At 67.2% G+C, this 15752-nt stretch carries 15 protein-coding genes; 7 read left to right on the top strand and 8 right to left on the bottom strand.

Translation table 11 applies throughout. From position 1 onward, the window contains the following. The first annotated feature begins 28 nt into the window (after window positions 1-28). The 5 genes from AC0L5F_RS11285 to AC0L5F_RS11265 all read left to right on the top strand — a co-directional run bounded on the left by AC0L5F_RS11285 (window position 29) and on the right by AC0L5F_RS11265 (window position 6794). The gene (locus AC0L5F_RS11285; protein ID WP_473313458.1) at window positions 29-1327 is read left to right on the top strand and encodes an SLATT domain-containing protein; all 1299 of its coding nucleotides are present in this window, start codon (window positions 29-31) and stop codon (window positions 1325-1327) included. A 19-nt stretch (window positions 1328-1346) separates the two neighbouring features. After that, a complete protein-coding gene (locus AC0L5F_RS11280; RefSeq protein ID WP_473313457.1) occupies window positions 1347-3464 on the top strand; it encodes a phosphohexomutase domain-containing protein in 2118 nt (705 codons plus the stop codon). Between the two features lie 248 nt (window positions 3465-3712). After that, window positions 3713-4675 carry an endonuclease/exonuclease/phosphatase family protein gene (locus AC0L5F_RS11275; RefSeq protein WP_473313456.1) on the top strand — a complete coding sequence of 321 codons (963 nt, stop codon included), beginning with the start codon at window positions 3713-3715 and terminating at the stop codon, window positions 4673-4675. Beyond that, window positions 4675-5997 carry a phosphohexomutase domain-containing protein gene (locus AC0L5F_RS11270; RefSeq protein ID WP_473313455.1) on the top strand — a complete coding sequence of 441 codons (1323 nt, stop codon included), beginning with the start codon at window positions 4675-4677 and terminating at the stop codon, window positions 5995-5997. Before AC0L5F_RS11275 ends, AC0L5F_RS11270 begins: the two co-directional genes overlap by 1 nt. 506 nt (window positions 5998-6503) lie before the next feature. Further along, the gene (locus tag AC0L5F_RS11265) at window positions 6504-6794 is read left to right on the top strand and encodes a hypothetical protein (RefSeq protein ID WP_473313454.1); all 291 of its coding nucleotides are present in this window, start codon (window positions 6504-6506) and stop codon (window positions 6792-6794) included. Window positions 6795-6798: 4 nt separating this feature from the next. Here the strand turns inward: AC0L5F_RS11265 and AC0L5F_RS11260 are convergent, their stop codons facing one another. Genes AC0L5F_RS11260 through AC0L5F_RS11240 form a run of 5 tightly spaced genes read right to left on the bottom strand, consistent with a single transcriptional unit; the run spans window position 6799 to window position 12315 of the window. Further along, window positions 6799-8223 carry a hypothetical protein gene (locus AC0L5F_RS11260; protein ID WP_473313453.1) on the bottom strand — a complete coding sequence of 475 codons (1425 nt, stop codon included), beginning with the start codon at window positions 8221-8223 and terminating at the stop codon, window positions 6799-6801. 28 nt (window positions 8224-8251) lie between these two features. Then, window positions 8252-8737 (bottom strand): hypothetical protein, encoded by a 486-nt coding sequence (locus AC0L5F_RS11255; protein WP_473313452.1) that lies wholly within the window; start codon window positions 8735-8737, stop codon window positions 8252-8254. Continuing rightward, complete coding sequence (locus AC0L5F_RS11250) at window positions 8737-10026, bottom strand: vWA domain-containing protein (RefSeq protein ID WP_473313451.1); 1290 nt, start codon at window positions 10024-10026, stop codon at window positions 8737-8739. The genes AC0L5F_RS11255 and AC0L5F_RS11250 overlap by 1 nt, the downstream gene beginning before the upstream one ends. Continuing rightward, window positions 10026-11156 (bottom strand): AAA family ATPase, encoded by a 1131-nt coding sequence (locus AC0L5F_RS11245; protein ID WP_473313450.1) that lies wholly within the window; start codon window positions 11154-11156, stop codon window positions 10026-10028. The genes AC0L5F_RS11250 and AC0L5F_RS11245 overlap by 1 nt, the downstream gene beginning before the upstream one ends. Window positions 11157-11190: 34 nt before the next feature. After that, window positions 11191-12315: a hypothetical protein gene (locus AC0L5F_RS11240; protein WP_473313449.1), complete on the bottom strand. Its 1125-nt coding sequence runs from the start codon at window positions 12313-12315 to the stop codon at window positions 11191-11193. A gap of 328 nt (window positions 12316-12643) precedes the next feature. Between AC0L5F_RS11240 and AC0L5F_RS11235 the strand changes: the two genes are divergently transcribed. Continuing rightward, entirely contained in the window at window positions 12644-12880 is a 237-nt protein-coding gene (locus AC0L5F_RS11235; RefSeq protein WP_473313448.1) for an STIV orfB116 family protein, read from the top strand. Further along, the gene (locus AC0L5F_RS11230; RefSeq protein ID WP_473313447.1) at window positions 12877-13332 is read left to right on the top strand and encodes a dual specificity protein phosphatase family protein; all 456 of its coding nucleotides are present in this window, start codon (window positions 12877-12879) and stop codon (window positions 13330-13332) included. The genes AC0L5F_RS11235 and AC0L5F_RS11230 overlap by 4 nt, the downstream gene beginning before the upstream one ends. Before the next feature lie 293 nt (window positions 13333-13625). Here the strand turns inward: AC0L5F_RS11230 and AC0L5F_RS11225 are convergent, their stop codons facing one another. From AC0L5F_RS11225 to AC0L5F_RS11215, 3 genes are all read right to left on the bottom strand, one after another. Next, window positions 13626-13997, bottom strand: a complete 372-nt coding sequence (locus AC0L5F_RS11225) for a hypothetical protein (protein WP_473313446.1) — start codon at window positions 13995-13997, stop codon at window positions 13626-13628. 309 nt (window positions 13998-14306) lie between these two features. Continuing rightward, window positions 14307-15125, bottom strand: a complete 819-nt coding sequence (locus AC0L5F_RS11220) for a hypothetical protein (protein WP_473313445.1) — start codon at window positions 15123-15125, stop codon at window positions 14307-14309. Between the two features lie 70 nt (window positions 15126-15195). Then, window positions 15196-15720, bottom strand: a complete 525-nt coding sequence (locus AC0L5F_RS11215; RefSeq protein ID WP_473313444.1) for a hypothetical protein — start codon at window positions 15718-15720, stop codon at window positions 15196-15198. Between the last annotated feature and the right edge of the window lie 32 nt (window positions 15721-15752).

Genomic DNA, 15752 nt, shown 5'->3' with positions numbered 1-15752 from the left:
CTGTCGGCGCAACGACATTATGTTGGCCGTGGCTCGCACTGTCCTTCTGTCAGCGGGTGCATTCTTGGCTCTCGGTACCAACGTGGTCGAGATTAACCACGTAAAGGTCGACATCTTTGGCCTGATCGCGGTCCTGGTCTTCGTCGGCCTGTTGGCGCTTCGGCTCATTCTTCCGGAAGGCCAGCAAACAGGGTTGCTGGAGGAGCGGATCAATGCGGTCGCCGACGTGATCGAGTCCCACGCTTGGCGGTACGCGCTCAAAGTCGAACCGTACGCTGCCCTGGCGACCAATCACTCGCCGGAGCGCGAGTTCCTCAACCGCGTCGCGTCTTTCGAGCAGGTTGGCTTGGAAGTGAGGACTGGGTCAGAGACACGCCAGCAGCTCACCCCGGGGATGCGCGACCTTCGCGGCCAGGACTGGACGACGCGGCGGGCCGCCTACCTGAACCAGCGCGTGCGGCCCCTGCACAGCGATCTAGTCCGCGAGGGCAAGTGGTTCAGTCGCTGGACCACGCTCTCGATCGTCGTCGTACTCGTCCTCGAGTTGTCGGGGATCCCGTTGGGCTTCGTGAAGGCCTCCCAGGTTTGGAACGTTGAGCTTATCGGGTTGGTGAGCGCGCTAGCAGCGTCGCTCGCGCTCTTGGCGCAGGCCGCGCGGGTCAAAGCCCGATCTGACCGACCGCTCGACCGGGACACGGCGTTCCATCTCGTCACGGACGCGACCGAGGCCGCCAGTGATGAGCTCGAGTGGCTCGAGTTGGTGAGCCAGGTCGAGACTGACCTCACGCTGCACGCCCAAGCGACCCTGGCCACCGACTCGCAGCGGCCGGCCCGCAGCCCGCAATCCGGGCGAAAGGAGATGACGCCGCCGCAGTACTTCCAAGCCATTAAAGAGCTTCGCGACCGGTTGGATCGCATCGACGAGTCCGGCAAGAAGTTCGAGCCCGACGTCATCATTGGGGTCAACGCCGGTGGCGCGGCGGTGGGCGGTGTCCTTTATTTCCACCGGCGTACAGCCTTCCTGCCTGTCTCCTTCAAGAGCGGCATGAGCAACGATCAGAATCGGGAACTGCTCCGAGTCGCTCTAGGCAACCTCGGCGCCCGGGGTTCGGCGTTCAACGTGCTGATCGTCGACGCCAGCCTGAAGACCGGCGACAGCCTGAGGACGGCCGTCGAAATGGTCCAGGACGTCCTCGCGACGGAGCAGCGCTATGTTGTACGCACGGCTGTTCTCGCGTACCGACCAGCTTCTGAGGAAGCGAAGCAGATCAAGATCGACTACTTCATCTCAGATGAGGTCGACGTGTTTCCGTACGGAACGGTATGACTACGAGAGGTAGTTGCTCATGCAGTCCTTGACGTCGGCGTTGATCGACCGGTTTGGCGAGTCGGGCGTGATTGCGGCCGCGAACGTGGACTTATGGAGATCGGGCGCGACGCCACTGGTCGACCTGCCCGAGCTTGAGCAGTTTTTGGCGAACGCCTCGGTCGAGCTGGTCCACGAAAGCTTTTGGAGAAACCTACCCTTCGGAACCGGCGGGGTCCGCGGTCCTGTCGGATTCGGTCCAAACCGGATCAACCGGTCGGTGGTAGGCATGACCATTCAGGCGCACTGCGACTTCCTTAGCGAGCGACTGGAAGACCTGCAGGGCACCGGTGGCCTGCGCAAGGCAGTGGTCGTCGCGAACGACGTCCGCGAGTTCCACGATCTCGCAGGAAACCTGACCTTCATCACCGACCCGATGCCCGGCTGTTCTTCGCGCGGTCTGGCCGAACTGGCCGCGGAGGTCTACGCGGCGAACGGCTTCCAGGTCTACATCATGTCGCCCGACGATCCCGCGGCGATCCTCACTACTCCGGAGCTGTCCTTCCTGGTCCGGGATCTGAATGCGATGGGCGGCATAAACCTGTCCGCCTCGCACAATCATCCGGACGACAATGGCGTTAAGGTGTACGACGAGTTCGGCGGCCAGTATCTGCCGCCGTACGACGAGCAGCTTTCGGACACGGCTACACACGTCAGCCAGGTTGAGCGGGTCGACTTCAGGGAGGCCGTCGGAACCGGCGCGATCATCGACGTCCCAGCGGACGCGTTGGAGCGGTATCGAGCTTGCTATACGGACCTCTTCGCCGCGCACCACGTGGGTGCCGTCGGCACCACGAAGATCGTGTTCACGCCCCTGGGAGGTTGCGGCGAGCGCACGCTGGGCGACACCCTGATCGCGCTCGGCTTTGACGTAGTGGTTCCGGCCAACCAGCGCCGGGATCCGCTGTTCACCTCGATCCCGCTGCTCGCGCCGAACCCCGAGGTGCCCGAGGCGACAGAACCGGCATGTGCCGCAGCGGATGAACTGGGCGCGGCGGTCGTGATCTCCAGCGACCCGGACGCCGACCGTCTCGGGGTGGAGGTTAGGCACGACGGCCGCTGGATTCACCTGACCGGCAACCAGATCTCGACCCTTCTCGCCTACTATCTCTTCCTCGACGAGCAGGGCCCGCGGCTGCAAGGGCCGGCGTTCACTACCACGGTGAGCACTCGGGCCATTGGAAAGATTGCCGAGCTGGCAAAGTCCGACCTCGTGGCGACGGACCTGTTGATCGGGTTCAAGTACATCAACGGTGCTTTGCACGAGCACGAGCTCGCGCTGGAGTCGAAGGCATCGGATTCCCAGCTGCTTGCGTTCGCCACCGAGGAATCGCACGGGTTCCAGATGACGCCGCGGCTCCGCGAAAAGGACTCCATGTCGGGCGGCTGCCACATCGCCGCGCTCGTAGAGCGGCTCGGCAGCGACGAGCGTACGCTCATCGACTACCTTGACGAGATCTACGGCGCCATCGGCGAGTTCGGCGACCGCGGGCGGTCGCTGGTCATCCTGGGCAGCGCGGGCGTCAGGACTATCCAGGCCCTTATGGAGCGACTGCGGGAGAACCCGCCGTCCGCCCTCGCCGGGCTGGCCGTCCAGAAGGTGACTGACCGGCTGGACATCACCTACGGAGAGATCAAGAGTCGCACCGACCGTGAGGCCCGAAACCTGCTGGTCTTCGAGCTCGCTGGGGAAGTCCGGGTGGAGGTCCGCCCGAGCGGCACCGAACCTAAGCTTAAGTTTTACGTGCATGTGGCAGAGACCCCGGACGCGCAGGCGCGGGCTGACAGGGCGAGCGACGACATCTACCGAGAATTGGCCGCCCTCGCTGGCGTGCAACTTAGCCAAGGCTTCGCCGCGCTACCGGACGTGCTTCCCCTCGACGTGAAGTCGACTCTGCAGCACCAGGTGGTGCCAAGTCTCGAGGCCGACGCACGTGCTCAGCCGGCTGACGTAGTCGTTGAGCGTCTCCGCGCGCAACTGCGGAAGCTGGTCCCGGGCGACGATCCGCTGAAGATCGTCGGGATCGCTCTTCGCGATGCTCTTCCCGCGGACTGCACTGAACTCGGTGACCTGCTGATTGCGTCAGGCCGGGCCTGACGTGATGGAGTTGCGCCTCCCGATCGTGGTCACCAACTTCGCCGGTGGAAAAGAATTCGGGTCAACCGAGCTCGGCGGTCATGATGGGTACGCGAGCCTAGCCGCGGTCGTGGATCAGTACGCCGGCGACGGGCCGGCTGTGCTCGTGGCCCAGGAAGCTTACGACCGAGGAACATGGCCTGCCCACCCGGCTCTCGGTTCTCGAGGCGGAGCTGGGAGGGCACACCACGAGCAGCTTCGTAGCCCGCATGTCTACCGCCTGGTATCCGACCGGCGCCAAGTGGGCACGGTCCTCGGAGATCCGCACCGGCTCGCGCAGCGAGGGCCTCGGTGCCCTCAGCCGCGGTGACGGTTGCCGGCTCAGCCCATGGGGGCTACTGGCCGGACTAGACGACGACTCGCTGAGCCTCGTGGTGGACTTACCGGTCTACGAGGTACGCGGCGATCACGAGGAGCCGGCGGAAGGCGACGCAGGCGACTGGCTATATCTGGCGGGCCCGCTGCGGTTCCGGCCGTCGTACTACAAGGGGGGACGAGACACCGATCCCCGGGCCGCGCAGGCCTGCCTAGTGCAGGTGGAGCATCCGGTCTGGGGCGAGGACTCCTTTGTCCTGGTCAACCTGCATTTGAGCACCCTCACCGCGGAGAAGCGCCTGGATGAGCTTGGCCCGCGGATCCCGAGTCCGGAAGCCTCTTGGCTCCGGGCCCGCCAGCTCGGCGTCCTGAGCGAGTTCGTCGCGGATGTCCGGAGGGAGAGCGGTCTCCCTGTCGTGGTCGCGGGTGATTTCAACGCCGAGCCCGACAGCCCGGAGCTGACCGAGTTCTGCGAGAGCACCGGTCTCGAGCCGGTGTTCACCAGCTCGCACTGCTGGCGCTGTGGCTGGGTCGTTGACTCACGGCCGGAGGTCGCGTTTACCTCGGACGGGCCGAATGACCTCGGCCTCAGGATCGACGCCCCTGGAACTGAGATACTCCGTACCAGGGCGGTCTGTGGCAATCCCGACTGCCTGGAGCCTCGCTTCAGTCACAAAATGGCACAGCAGTTGGTGGACAATGTGCTCGTTGACCCACGAATGACGCTGTTCGGGCGTCGGGTCGAGTTCGCGGATCCGCAGCTTGACCTGGGCTGGTCCTACACGGACCATGCTGTGCTGGTGGTGACCCTGACGGTGACAGAGAATGGCTCGGCAGATTGCGAAGGTGGTGGATAGTGGCGGCAGGTCGGTTCGGTACCGATGGCATCCGAGGTCGCGTCAACGTCGAGGTAACCGCGGATCAAGCTCTACTTCTGGGGCTAGTCTGTGGTCGCGAGCTAGCGTACGAGCGGTGGGTGGTAGGCCGGGACCCGCGTGTCTCATCGCCCATGCTCGCCTACGCCTTCATGTCGGGACTGGCATCGGCCGGGCGTTTTGTGGTCGACCTGGGCGTGGTTCCCACGCCTGGCGTGGCGCTCGAGTGCATCCGCCGCGAGGCGGCGGGCGCGATGATCACCGCGTCGCATAATCCGTACTTCGACAACGGCCTGAAGGTCTTTGACCCGTCGGGTAACAAACTTGACCGGGCGACCGAGTCCGGTCTCGAACGGATTGTGCTCTCAAGTCCCGACCGCGGAGCGTTTCTGAGTGCCGAAGCGGGCGCGATCGTGGAGGGTGCGGCGACCAACTACGTCGCCTGGCTGACCCAGCGAGCGGCGGAGATCGACGGCAGCACGCTGCGGATCGGGCTGGACCTTGCGAACGGCGCCGCAGCCCTCGTCGCCGCGGACGTCTTTCGGAGTACGGGTGCCGAGGTGGTGGTCACTGGCGGCCAGCCTGACGGCCGGAACATCAACGCCGAGGTCGGATCCACCCATCCGGAAAGCATCGAGAAGTTCGTGGTCGAGGCTAGGCTCGACCTCGGCTTTACGTTCGACGGCGACGCCGACCGGGTGCAGTGCGTCGACTCCTCCGGAACACTCTGCGATGGTGACGACATTATGGCAATGCTCGCGATCGATCGCCAGGAACGGGACCTGCCAGGGTCTGGTGCAGTCGTAGCTACTATGTGGAGCAACCTCGGCTTATCCCGCTCACTCGCCGAGCGCGGAATTGTCGTGGAAAGTTGCGACGTCGGTGACCGTGCTGTCGCCATCGCCATCGAACGATCCGGAGCCAGCCTCGGTGGAGAGTCCTCGGGGCACGTCATTATCCCAGGTCTGCTGCCCGCCGGTGACGGCATGTCGACGGCGCTCGAAGTTCTGGGCGCGATGTCGAGGTCCGGCCTATCGCTATCGGAACTGCGCGAACGCGCGATCACGAAGTTTCCACAGGAAATGGAGAACGTGCGAGTGAGAAGGCGTCCGGCCGATCTTGTGGCCGAGCTCCGCCCCCGCGCAGACGAGGTCAGTGCGACGTTTGGTGAGTTGGGACGGGTCGTACTGCGTGCGAGCGGTACTGAGCCTGTCGTCCGGGTTATGGCTGAAGCAGCCGACCAGCAGGCTGTCGCCACAGCAGTGCGGACCCTTGTAGAAGCAATCCGGGCGATTGATCGGTGATTGGGTAGCCTGCCTGACGTCGAGCGGGACGCCCTCAAGGTCCAGATAGGTGTTGGTCATGATGCAGTTCGAGGTGCGGATGCTGTGGTGCGACGACTGCCTCTGCCGAGCAATGCAAGACAGGCCTCGCGTTTGTCGGCCGACAAACTATCGAGAACCTCGGTGATGGCTGACTCGAGGCTGTAGGTGAATCGCACCGCAAGATGACTCCCGCCTTCTGGTGGTGGGACTTCGACGAAGGTCATTCCCCCTACGGCTACAGCCGCCCCCACGCGACCTTGCCCCATGACCCACGAAGGGCGGAGAAGATGATGGTCTTGACGGGCTCGTTGATGGCGGCTATCACGAAGTGGCCCACACCCCAGCGGGTCGCCACCGTCAAGGGAAGATCTCACCGACTACGCGGCGAACGAGGCGCTACCGTTTTTCGGAGCACGACTTCTCTGCAGATGCCCCCGTAAGGGGACAGCTCCGTCCGGAGCCACATCTGAAGAGAGGAATCACCCATGAAGGACGCACTGAACGTCGATCGGCCGGTCAGCCGGCGACAGGCGCAGAGCGCGCGCATGACCACGCGGGTCGAGCTGGAGGTCGCTCGCGTGACCATCGACGTGCATCGTCGCCGGCTCGTCGAGTGGGCCGGGTCGGACCACGCCGACTACCCGCAGGTCTCCCAGTCACGGGAGATCGCTGAGCGCGAGCTGGCCACGCTCGTCGACGCGATGGGGTCGCTCGTCGAGATCGAGCCAGGCCAGTTCGACACGGACGTGCGCGTCGGCGGTCGCGGCGCCACGTGAACGGTCAGGCCTCCTGCAGGCCCGTGCACCACTGCTCGAGAGTGGCGCGGGCCTGCCGGGCACGTTCCCGCAGATCGTCAGTCGTCGCGGCCGGCAGAGGCCCGTCTCCGTCCCAGCCCGCCGCCTGCGCGCGTGCTTCGATGGCCCCCCGCAGCACGCGGTTCCGCAACAGGTCGCTTGCTTCGTCCCACAGCTCGACCCAGTCGCGCGAGTGGTCGACCTCGTCCATCCAGTCCTCACCTGACGGTGACACGGCGGCCAGGCTGGCAAACCACGCCGCCGTGCCGCGGCACAGACGGGCTCGCCCTCTGACCTGCACCTGAAGGCGCTCACTCGTGCCCGGCCATGACAGGTGTCCACTTCCCAGACCGACGTCGGCCAGAAACTGCTCGGCCGCACGGTCGACCGACCGAGCCGGTGAATTCTCCAGCGCCCCACCCATGTGCGACGGCTCCCACCAGCGGAGCGCGTCTCGCACACCTTCGACAAGGCTGGTCGTGGAGGTCGGCTCCGACGGGCGTGGCTCTCGGTCGCCGATGAAGTCGAGCACGCTCCCGGTGACATCGGTGATGATGAGGCGCAGCAGGTCCCAGACCGCGTCAGCCGTCAGGTCTGGACCTGGGCCGGCGTGGGTCCACCACGGCAGGTCTACGGCGGCCGGTGGACGACCCCGCCACTCGTCCCAGAGTCGACGTGCGTCCCATGCCTCCTGGTCCCAGCGGCCTTCGCGGCGGGTCTCCCAGCCGAGCATCAGCGCTGCGACCCGCGTGTCGAGGTCGCGCGCAGGATCCTTGGCCACCCCCAGAAGAACAGTGCGCCGGGACCGCTGATCCCGCCGCATCAGAGTGGCGTCACCGTCCGCCGACCACGGATCAGCCTCGGCGACAGCCGTCATGAGGGGTCGCACTGACGCGTAGGTCCCCTCGGTCTTGCGCGCCCAGGCGACGTACCGCTCCACAGCCAGCCACCACGAAGCCCTGGGACCGGACCAGCCCGCCTCCTCGACCGCGATCTCGAACCAGTACCGGGGGTCGTCGCGGCCGGGTCCCAGCTTGATCCGGTGGAATCGGGTCACCAGGACTCGATCGAGCAGCACGGCGAGGTCGAGTGCGAGCGTGCGACGCTCGGCGTCCAGCTCGCGGCTCCTCTCGTCCGGGTCTGGGGTGTGGTCGAGCAGCAGGATCAGGTCGTCGAAGGTCAGGTCGGTGACGCGGCCCGACAGGTTCATGGCCGCTTCGTGCATGACTTCGTCCCACGACGCAGCGTCGGCAGACGAGGTCACTGCCAGCATTTGCACGAAGGCCGCCGGCGTCATCGATCTGCCCGACCCGAGCCGATGGTCGGCGATCCGCAGTGCTGCGGCCCACTCATTTCGTTCGAGCAGCTCGACGACAGCCGCGCGGACGGCCTCGGCCTCCTCGTCGTTCACCGTCCCCATCGTGCCAGCAGCGGCCTTCTCATTCGGCGAGATCGCTCCAGTAGCGGGCGCCGAGCCAGCCGGCCCAGACCATCTCGAGGACCCAGAAGGTGACCACGAAGGGGAAGACGAGGTCACTCGTCTCGTGCCATGCGGGAAGGCAGACCGCGGCGATGACGATCCCGAGAGCGGAAGCGCCGGAGCGCCTCGGCCGGTGTGGTGGTGGTGGGTTCCACCAGCGAGACACCCCCCACAGGCTGAGGCAGCCCAGCAGGCCGACGTAGGTCCAGACGTGCGTGAGCAGGAGTCGGGTGAGGTCGAGAGGGAAGTACGGGAGGAACCAGTGGATGTAGTTCTCGTGCCCGAGCACGAGCTCGAGAGCGATCGCGGCGGCACTGAGCAGCCCGTAGCCGGCAGCGGCCGGCAGCAGCAGCCCACCGGCCGCGACGCGGTGCAGCGTGGTCCGGCGGGCGGGTCTGCCCATCCGCACACGACTGATGTTGTCCACGAACCTGACCTGGTCCATCAGCGCGATCTCCTGACGTCGGGGACGAGGCACTCGACGCGGGTGGCCCAGTGCGGGGTCGGTGGCAGCTTCTGGCCGCGGCGGCCGAGCAGCGCGACGACGACCGATGCGGCGGGAGGCGCGGTGGCGGGCCACGGAGTGTCGCCGTCGGTGAGCACGATGATGACGTCGCGGCGGGGCCGGGCGTCGGCTGCGGCAGCCATGCCGATGCGCAGGTCCGTCCCTCCGGCACCGACCAGGCGCATGTCGCGTGCGCGGCGGATGGTCTGGGCGGTGTGGACGGCCGCGTCGACCGAGAACACCATGACCTCGGCGTCGCCGACGCCCAGGGCGAGCAGCACGTTGTCGATCTCGCCGAGCGCCCGAGCCAGCAGCTCGTCGTCGACGCTGGCGGAGGTGTCGACGACGATCGCGACCTTGGGCACCGGCCGGTGCTGCCCGGGCAGGACGACGTTCGGCGTGACGCCGGCTCGGCGTGACGGCCGCGAGTAGGTGAAGTCGCCGCGTCCGGCGGCCCAGCCCACGGCGTGCCGCACCGTGCGGGCGAGCATCGGCTCCCACGCCACGGTGGGTTCCATCATCTGCTGCACCCAGCGCTCGGCGTCGCCCGCTCCGTGTCCACGACGCCCACCGGCGGCGCTCTCGCGGTACTCGATGGCGACACGTCGACGAATCTCGCGCCCCTCGCTGATGCTGACGGCACCGACGTCGACGTCCGGGCCCAGCTCGTAGGAGCGTGAGATCCCGTCACTGCCACTGCCGCACCCTTCGATCGGGTCGGGGTCGGCCTCGGCCGGGCCGGAACCCGAGCCGACCGGAAGCAGCGACAGCAGCGCGAAGTTCTGCTCCGCCGACAGACCCGCCGGCACCGACAAGCCAACCGAGGTGGGCAGGTCCGGCGGACGCACCTGGTCCGGCTCGAGGGTGTGGCTGATGGTGGCATCGGTGGCCTGCGACCACTGCCGACACGTGGAACCGTCGACGTCCTGGTCCCGCGCTCGGCTCGAGTGATCCAGAAGGAGGTGCCAGGTGACGTGGGCCAGCTCGCGGCCGACCTCGGGCACCGAGGCACCGTCGAGCCACCTGCCGTTGACGTAGATGCGCCAGTACTCGTCGCAGGTGATGCGTGGCACCGATGCGGTCTCCACCGCGACCAGGGCGTAGAGCGCGTGCGACAGGTAGGCCAGGTCGCGGGGGCTCTCGGCCGGCTCGGGCCCATGTCGTGGCGTTCCGGCCGGCGGTGGGCTGATCAGCCACAGCTTGGCCGCAGACAGCTTGCGCTCGTCCATCAGCGCGACGCCGGCAGCAGCCCGGCGAGCGCGAGCGCCGGGGCGAAGATGCTGATCTCAGACGGGACCACCGCACCGTCGGGTCGCAGGCCCGGTCGCATCAGCGCCCGGATCACCGGCACCGCCGGATCGACGCCCACCTCGTCGGCGGCCTTGGCGCACAGCACGACGGCGGCCGCCCAGCGGTCGGCCGAGCCTTGGCGCGACACCGCGCCGAGCACGCCCTGCAGGGTCACGAAGACCCGGTCGGCCCGCATGCCCACGAAGGACGCGGACGACGGGTCCGCGAGCAGGTTCTCGGGGTCGGGCAGGTCCTGGGCCCGCACGTAGGTGAGGTACTCGTGCGCCACCGACTCTCCGATGCACCCGCTGACCAGCAACCGACGAACCTCGTCGTTGGCACCGACCGCGCGCGAGAAGGCCGACAGCCGAGCGGCGTAGTCCCACGTACGGGGCGTGGGAAAGGCCCGCCCGCGCGAGACCGCGTCCTTGGGGATGGCGCTCAGCTGCGACTCCCTGGCGTGCAGGAACCCCGACACCAGGACCAGTTCCTCGGCGAGGAAGCGCTGGTGGTCGGGCGGTTCACCGTGGACGGGCAGGCTCGGCCACCGCCCGGTGACCAGTCCCTCGGAGTAGATCTCCAACGGCAGCGACCAGTCGATGTGCACGAACCGTGACGCCGTGGGTGCTGCCAGCTCCCAGCCGGCGGCGGCCACGTCCGCCGGGTTGGCTGCCGCCACGAAGGAGACCGTGTCGGGCAGCTGCAGCGAGCCCACCTGGTAGTGCGTCAACGGCCGCAGTGCCGCTGCCTGCAGCGACGGTGACGCGGTGGAGAACTCGTCGAAGAACGCGATCGAAGGCCCCGTGGCGTCGGCGAGTCGCCTGGCCCAGCCGGGGGGCGCGAGCTTAACCGAGCCGTCGGCGGTGACCACCGGCAGACCCGCGAAGTCGGACGGCTCGGAGTGGGTGATGATCACGGTCTCGACGTGCCAGCCCTGGCTGTGGGCCGACTCGACGACAGCGGTCTTGCCCTCGCCCGGGTTGCCCCACAGCAGCACCGGGATGCGGGCGCTGATGCAGATGCCCAGCGCCTGCAGTCCGTCGTCGTAGGCCTGTCGAGTGTGGATCACGGGCGCTCGTCCTGTCGTCGGTGGTGGTGTTCGGTCATGCGATGTCGGTGTCGACCCAGTCGACGAGGTCGGGAAGCGTGTGGACGCCGGCGCGGAGTGCGCGCTTGACCTCGATGCGGTTGCCGAGGATCTCCAGCATCACGGCGAGGTCGCATCGAGTCAGGCCGCACGGCCCGAGGTCGTGACACAGAGCGTCGATGGCGGCCTTGGACGGCTGCGGGTACAGGACGCCGTGATCTCGCAGGGTCAGCACGTGCCGCGGCTCGAGGCGACAACCGGCCTCGACCCACCGCGCCACGTACAAGGCAGCAGCGTGGGCGCTGACGCCGAGCAGCTCGGCCATCGTGTACGCCTCCGATGCCGGGACACCGTCGCGCACCAGCGCGACCAGCTGGCGTCGTGGCACGCCGAGACGCAACCACGTGCCCCACTCGCGCGAGGTACCGACCGTCTGCGGACGATCCAGCCACGCCAGCCACGCGGCTACGTCGGGATCTGGTCGATAGGCCAACGTCTCGGTGAGCCATCGACGGTCCACGGAGTGGTAGGCCAACGCGAGGAAGAGCGCCGACGGAAACGGGTCGTCCAGGACCGGGAACCCGCGTGCCAGCCCGAGCACACGATCCGGGTGCAGGCCCGCCTGCCACAGGTACTCGACCCCGTGGACGTCGCGCACGACGTCGCGAGCAGGATGCGGAGAGGGCGCGACGTCGAACGAGCCCCATGCGGCCGACGTCGCGCGCAGCACGGCGTCGACCTGCCAGGCCTCGGCGGCGTGCAGCTGGGCGATGTGCTCCACACCGAGCAGGTGCTGCACCACCGATCGCACGTCGGTGAAGGCGCGCCGGCAGCACCCCTTGCCGTTCACCGGGCGCCACGACCCGCGAGGACCGGTACGCAACGCCGGCAACGTGCGGCGGGTCAGCAAACCCATGGAGCTCTGCACCGCCGGAACAGCCCGTTCGACCAGGCCCAGGCACGACGTGTAGCCGCCGAACGCCGTGGCCAGACGCTCCGCCTCGAGATCGTGCGGCGTCGACACCGACCAGTCGGCCTCGATCACCACCTCGTGCTCGGTACCAGAGCTCGCGTCACGGCTCGCCCGGCACTCCACGCTCAGAGACAGGGAGGCACCTCCCGGTGCGGGGCCGACGTCCATCGACTCATCATCGAACACCTGAGCGAACGCCGGTAGGGCAAATCTTCCCGACTTGGGTCGGTTTCGCCAGTGGAGCTGCGTCTCGTGGTCCGAGCCGACGAACTGGACGTCGGCCCTGGCCCGGGTCCACATCGACCAGCGCGCGAGTTCGACGCATTCTTATCGGATTTCGTTGGCCGGTGCTGACCGCGACCCGCCGGAGCTCGTCACGGTCTAGGCACTCGTTTTCAGTCTCGAGGTCTGCTCCACATTCACATGCGATTCGCCCTATCGTCGTCACTGTCGGGATACTGCGGCACCTGTCGCATCGCGAACTCGGAGGCAGCACGTGATCAAGATTCAAACGGCATACGGCGCCGAGAGCGCGATCAGACACCCGGCCACCGCCGAGGCGCTCAGCACGATCCTCGGGTGCGACGTTCCGGTCGTCGACCAGCAGGCGACGCAGCGCGTCGGCCAGACTGCACTCGTCTACAAGCCCTCCGCCAGACCGCGGCTGGGAGTCAAGCTCGGCGCGGAGGAGATGGACGAGTTCGTCCTCGGCAAGCTCGTCCGTACGCGTTGAGCCTCCCAGACGGCAACCCGTCACGCATCACTCCGCGTCTCTGGGTCGGCGGAGCGCCGGATGGTGCCGAGGACGTCGCGAGCGCCGGCATCGGCCTGGTCGTCGACTGCCGGGCGGGAGCGGACGACCACGTTCTGTGGTCAGGGCTGCGGGAGGTCTCCTACCTCAACCTCGGCGTCGAGGACAGCGGAGGTCCAATGCCTCGGTGGTTCTACGAGCAGGGAGTCGAAGCGATGCTCGACCACTGGGCGTCGAAGGGCACAGGCGTGCTGGTCCACTGCCAGTTCGGGTCGCACCGCAGTCCGGCCCTCGCCCTCGCTGTGCTGCTCGTCGACGGGATGCCGTTCGACGAGGCGGCTCGGCTGCTGGTCTCCCGGCGTCCACAGACCGGGGACCGATACTTCACCGACGTCGCCGAGTGGTTCGACAGCTACTCGAAGGGGCCCGCCTGACGGCGCACCCTGCGCCGCTGCTCGTCGGGGGGCTCACGACAGGGCCCGGTTCGCCCCTTGACGTGCTTGCCCTCGTCGCCCAGGCCTGTGCTTGTGCTTGTGCTTGTGCTTGTGCTTGTGCTTGTGACGTAGTCCAACGCACATGCAGGACCGCCGTCCATCGACTCATCATGACCACGTGAACGGGCGCGAGTAGGGCAAGTCCGCTGAGTTGCGACCTGCATTGCCGCCCTCACCGCGACCGCTGGGCCGGAAGACAGCGCGGTCGGTGTCGTCGTCTGCCGAAAGAGACATCAGCCGACCCACAGCGTCTGACGGTGCCGCGTGGGCTTGATCGTGTACGAAACGGTGCGGAACCCGGTCGTCGCCCAGAAGAAGCCGGCGACACGCTTCTCGCAACGGATCTGCGCCGAGAAGCGGTTGCTCTTGCCGAGCCGGACCTTCGGGTACACGATGTTGTCCCCGTTGTCCCACTTCTTGGTCGTCCACCCGGTCTCGCGGACGTTGGCGAGGATCCCGCGGGCCTTGACCCCGGGAGTCCCGCAGACGTGGTCGTTGACCACGACGTAGACCCAGCCGTCTGCGGCCTGGGCCGGCGACGGTATGGCGAGCAGTCCGATCGACGCGACGAGGGCGCCGAGCACGGTGACGATGATCCTGTTCATGAGCGAAACCTAGAGCCCAATCCGACCTCAGCATCAGGGAAGATCTTCCGTCGACGCCGAGCTCCCCGATGGGACGATGAGCGGCACACGAAGTGAAGGGAAGCCTGACATGGCCTGCCCTTGTCAAGGAAAAGTCAACAACCACAACGGCCGCTGCCCCGCCTGCAACGAGGCGATCGTTCACGGGATCCCGGTCAGCAGACACAGCTGCAGTCACGGTAACTGCACCTGAGGGTGGCCAGTGGGCCGGTTCGGATGCCTCCGAGCCGGCCCCGTCTGCCGAGACTGCCGGGCGCCGTCAACGCCAGGTCACCAGGTCTCGAGTGGCCAGTCAGCCGCAACAGCGAGCAGCACATCCGGGTCAGTGGCGGCAAGCGTCGCACTGCCTGACTTCTTGCTGACTGCGACCTCGATGGCCTGCACCGTGGCGATGTTGCCGATGCGCTCGACCAGGATGTCCCGGAACGATGTCACGGATCGCGTCTGGGCGAACTTCGCCTTGACGACGACCGTCGACCCGACGCGGTAGGCGCGCCACGGATCTGCAGAGGCGAAGAAGTCCGCGTGGAGGTCGAAGACCGGTCGATCCACGACCTTCGCCGGCGTGGGGGGCATCGCCACCGGCACGGGCCGACCCGGTGTTCGGAGCATCTGCGAGAGAACGTCGGGCAGGTGGCGATTCGCCAGCACTGCGGCGTCGATCACTCGGAGATCATAGGTCTCGCAGAGGCGTCGGAACTGATCCTCGATCGTCCGGTTCGGTCGCAGCAGGATGAACTGGTCGGCTCCGTCGCCCAGATGCCTGCGGGTGGCGTCCGCCTCACGGATCTGGGCTCCGATCGGCCAGGCCTTGTCCTCGTCAGGCAGCTTGCAGTCGATCACGTGCAGCCGTCCCGACGAGTTGACGACGACATCGACTTCCTGCAACTGCTTGCGATCACCGATGAGCTCGGCGTTGATGAGCACGTCGTCGGCCGCGACACCGAGCTCACGAAGGAGGCAGAGCACGAATGCCTCGAACAAGGCACCTGATGCCACGTGCCCGCTGGGGCCCGGGGGGATCCCCCGACGCTCGGCCACCTGATCGCACGCCTGGTAGAACACCGCGTCCCACGAGGCGCCTGCCACGCACCTGACTGCAGCCGCGTGAATTTCGGGGTCGATCACCGTGTCGACGACCTTGACCTCCCGTTCGTCGTCACCCCAGGTGACGCGCAGCAGCTCCTCGACGGTGAATCGGTCGATCGCTCGCGGGTCGACGCCTCCAACGAGGCGGCTGTGACCCTCTGACGTGCAGCTCGTGCCAGGGGCTCGCCGCGTCACGGAAGTACACCGTGACGTGATCGTGGCGGCGGCCCACCTCCAGCGCACCGGCGAACATCAGCCGAGTCCCCCCGGACGCGTTGAGCATCCACCGCCGGGCCGGGTCTTTGAGCCATGGCTCCAGCACGCCGACGACCTCGGCGGACACGTTGTCGGCGATGGGACCCACGATCTCGACCCGCGCGCGGGGAAAATTGTCGTTCACGAACTGGCGGAACCGGTCGGCCGGCCGGCGGAGCCGATCGTCATCGTGCGCCGCGACGATGAGCACGTCGCGCATCTCTGGCCCCCACTGAGCCATCGCGTCGATGTCGGGCCACAGGCGTTCGCCCGCCAGCACGATCAGTCCGTCGAAGCGTCCCGCGTCGTCGTGGGCCTCGTGACCGTCGGAATCTGTCACGTTCAGGAGCCTTCCTTCGTTGCGCCGCAGTG

It is taken from the genome of Aeromicrobium sp. 10G20-16 (genome assembly GCF_055809665.1).
The sequence above is the reverse complement of the archived record's forward strand: the minus strand, read 5'-3'. Positions and strand labels throughout refer to the sequence as shown.

Bases quoted from the DNA above. Each gene is read 5' to 3' on its own strand.
- AC0L5F_RS11255 (WP_473313452.1), bottom strand. From the start codon at position 8,737: ATGGACCAGGTCAGGTTCGTGGACAACATCAGTCGTGTGCGGATGGGC.
- AC0L5F_RS11280 (WP_473313457.1), top strand. From the start codon at position 1,347: ATGCAGTCCTTGACGTCGGCGTTGATCGACCGGTTTGGCGAGTCGGGC.
- AC0L5F_RS11275 (WP_473313456.1), top strand. From the start codon at position 3,713: ATGTCTACCGCCTGGTATCCGACCGGCGCCAAGTGGGCACGGTCCTCG.
- AC0L5F_RS11250 (WP_473313451.1), bottom strand. From the start codon at position 10,026: ATGGACGAGCGCAAGCTGTCTGCGGCCAAGCTGTGGCTGATCAGCCCA.
- AC0L5F_RS11240 (WP_473313449.1), bottom strand. From the start codon at position 12,315: ATGGACGTCGGCCCCGCACCGGGAGGTGCCTCCCTGTCTCTGAGCGTG.
- AC0L5F_RS11225 (WP_473313446.1), bottom strand. From the start codon at position 13,997: ATGAACAGGATCATCGTCACCGTGCTCGGCGCCCTCGTCGCGTCGATC.
- AC0L5F_RS11265 (WP_473313454.1), top strand. From the start codon at position 6,504: ATGAAGGACGCACTGAACGTCGATCGGCCGGTCAGCCGGCGACAGGCG.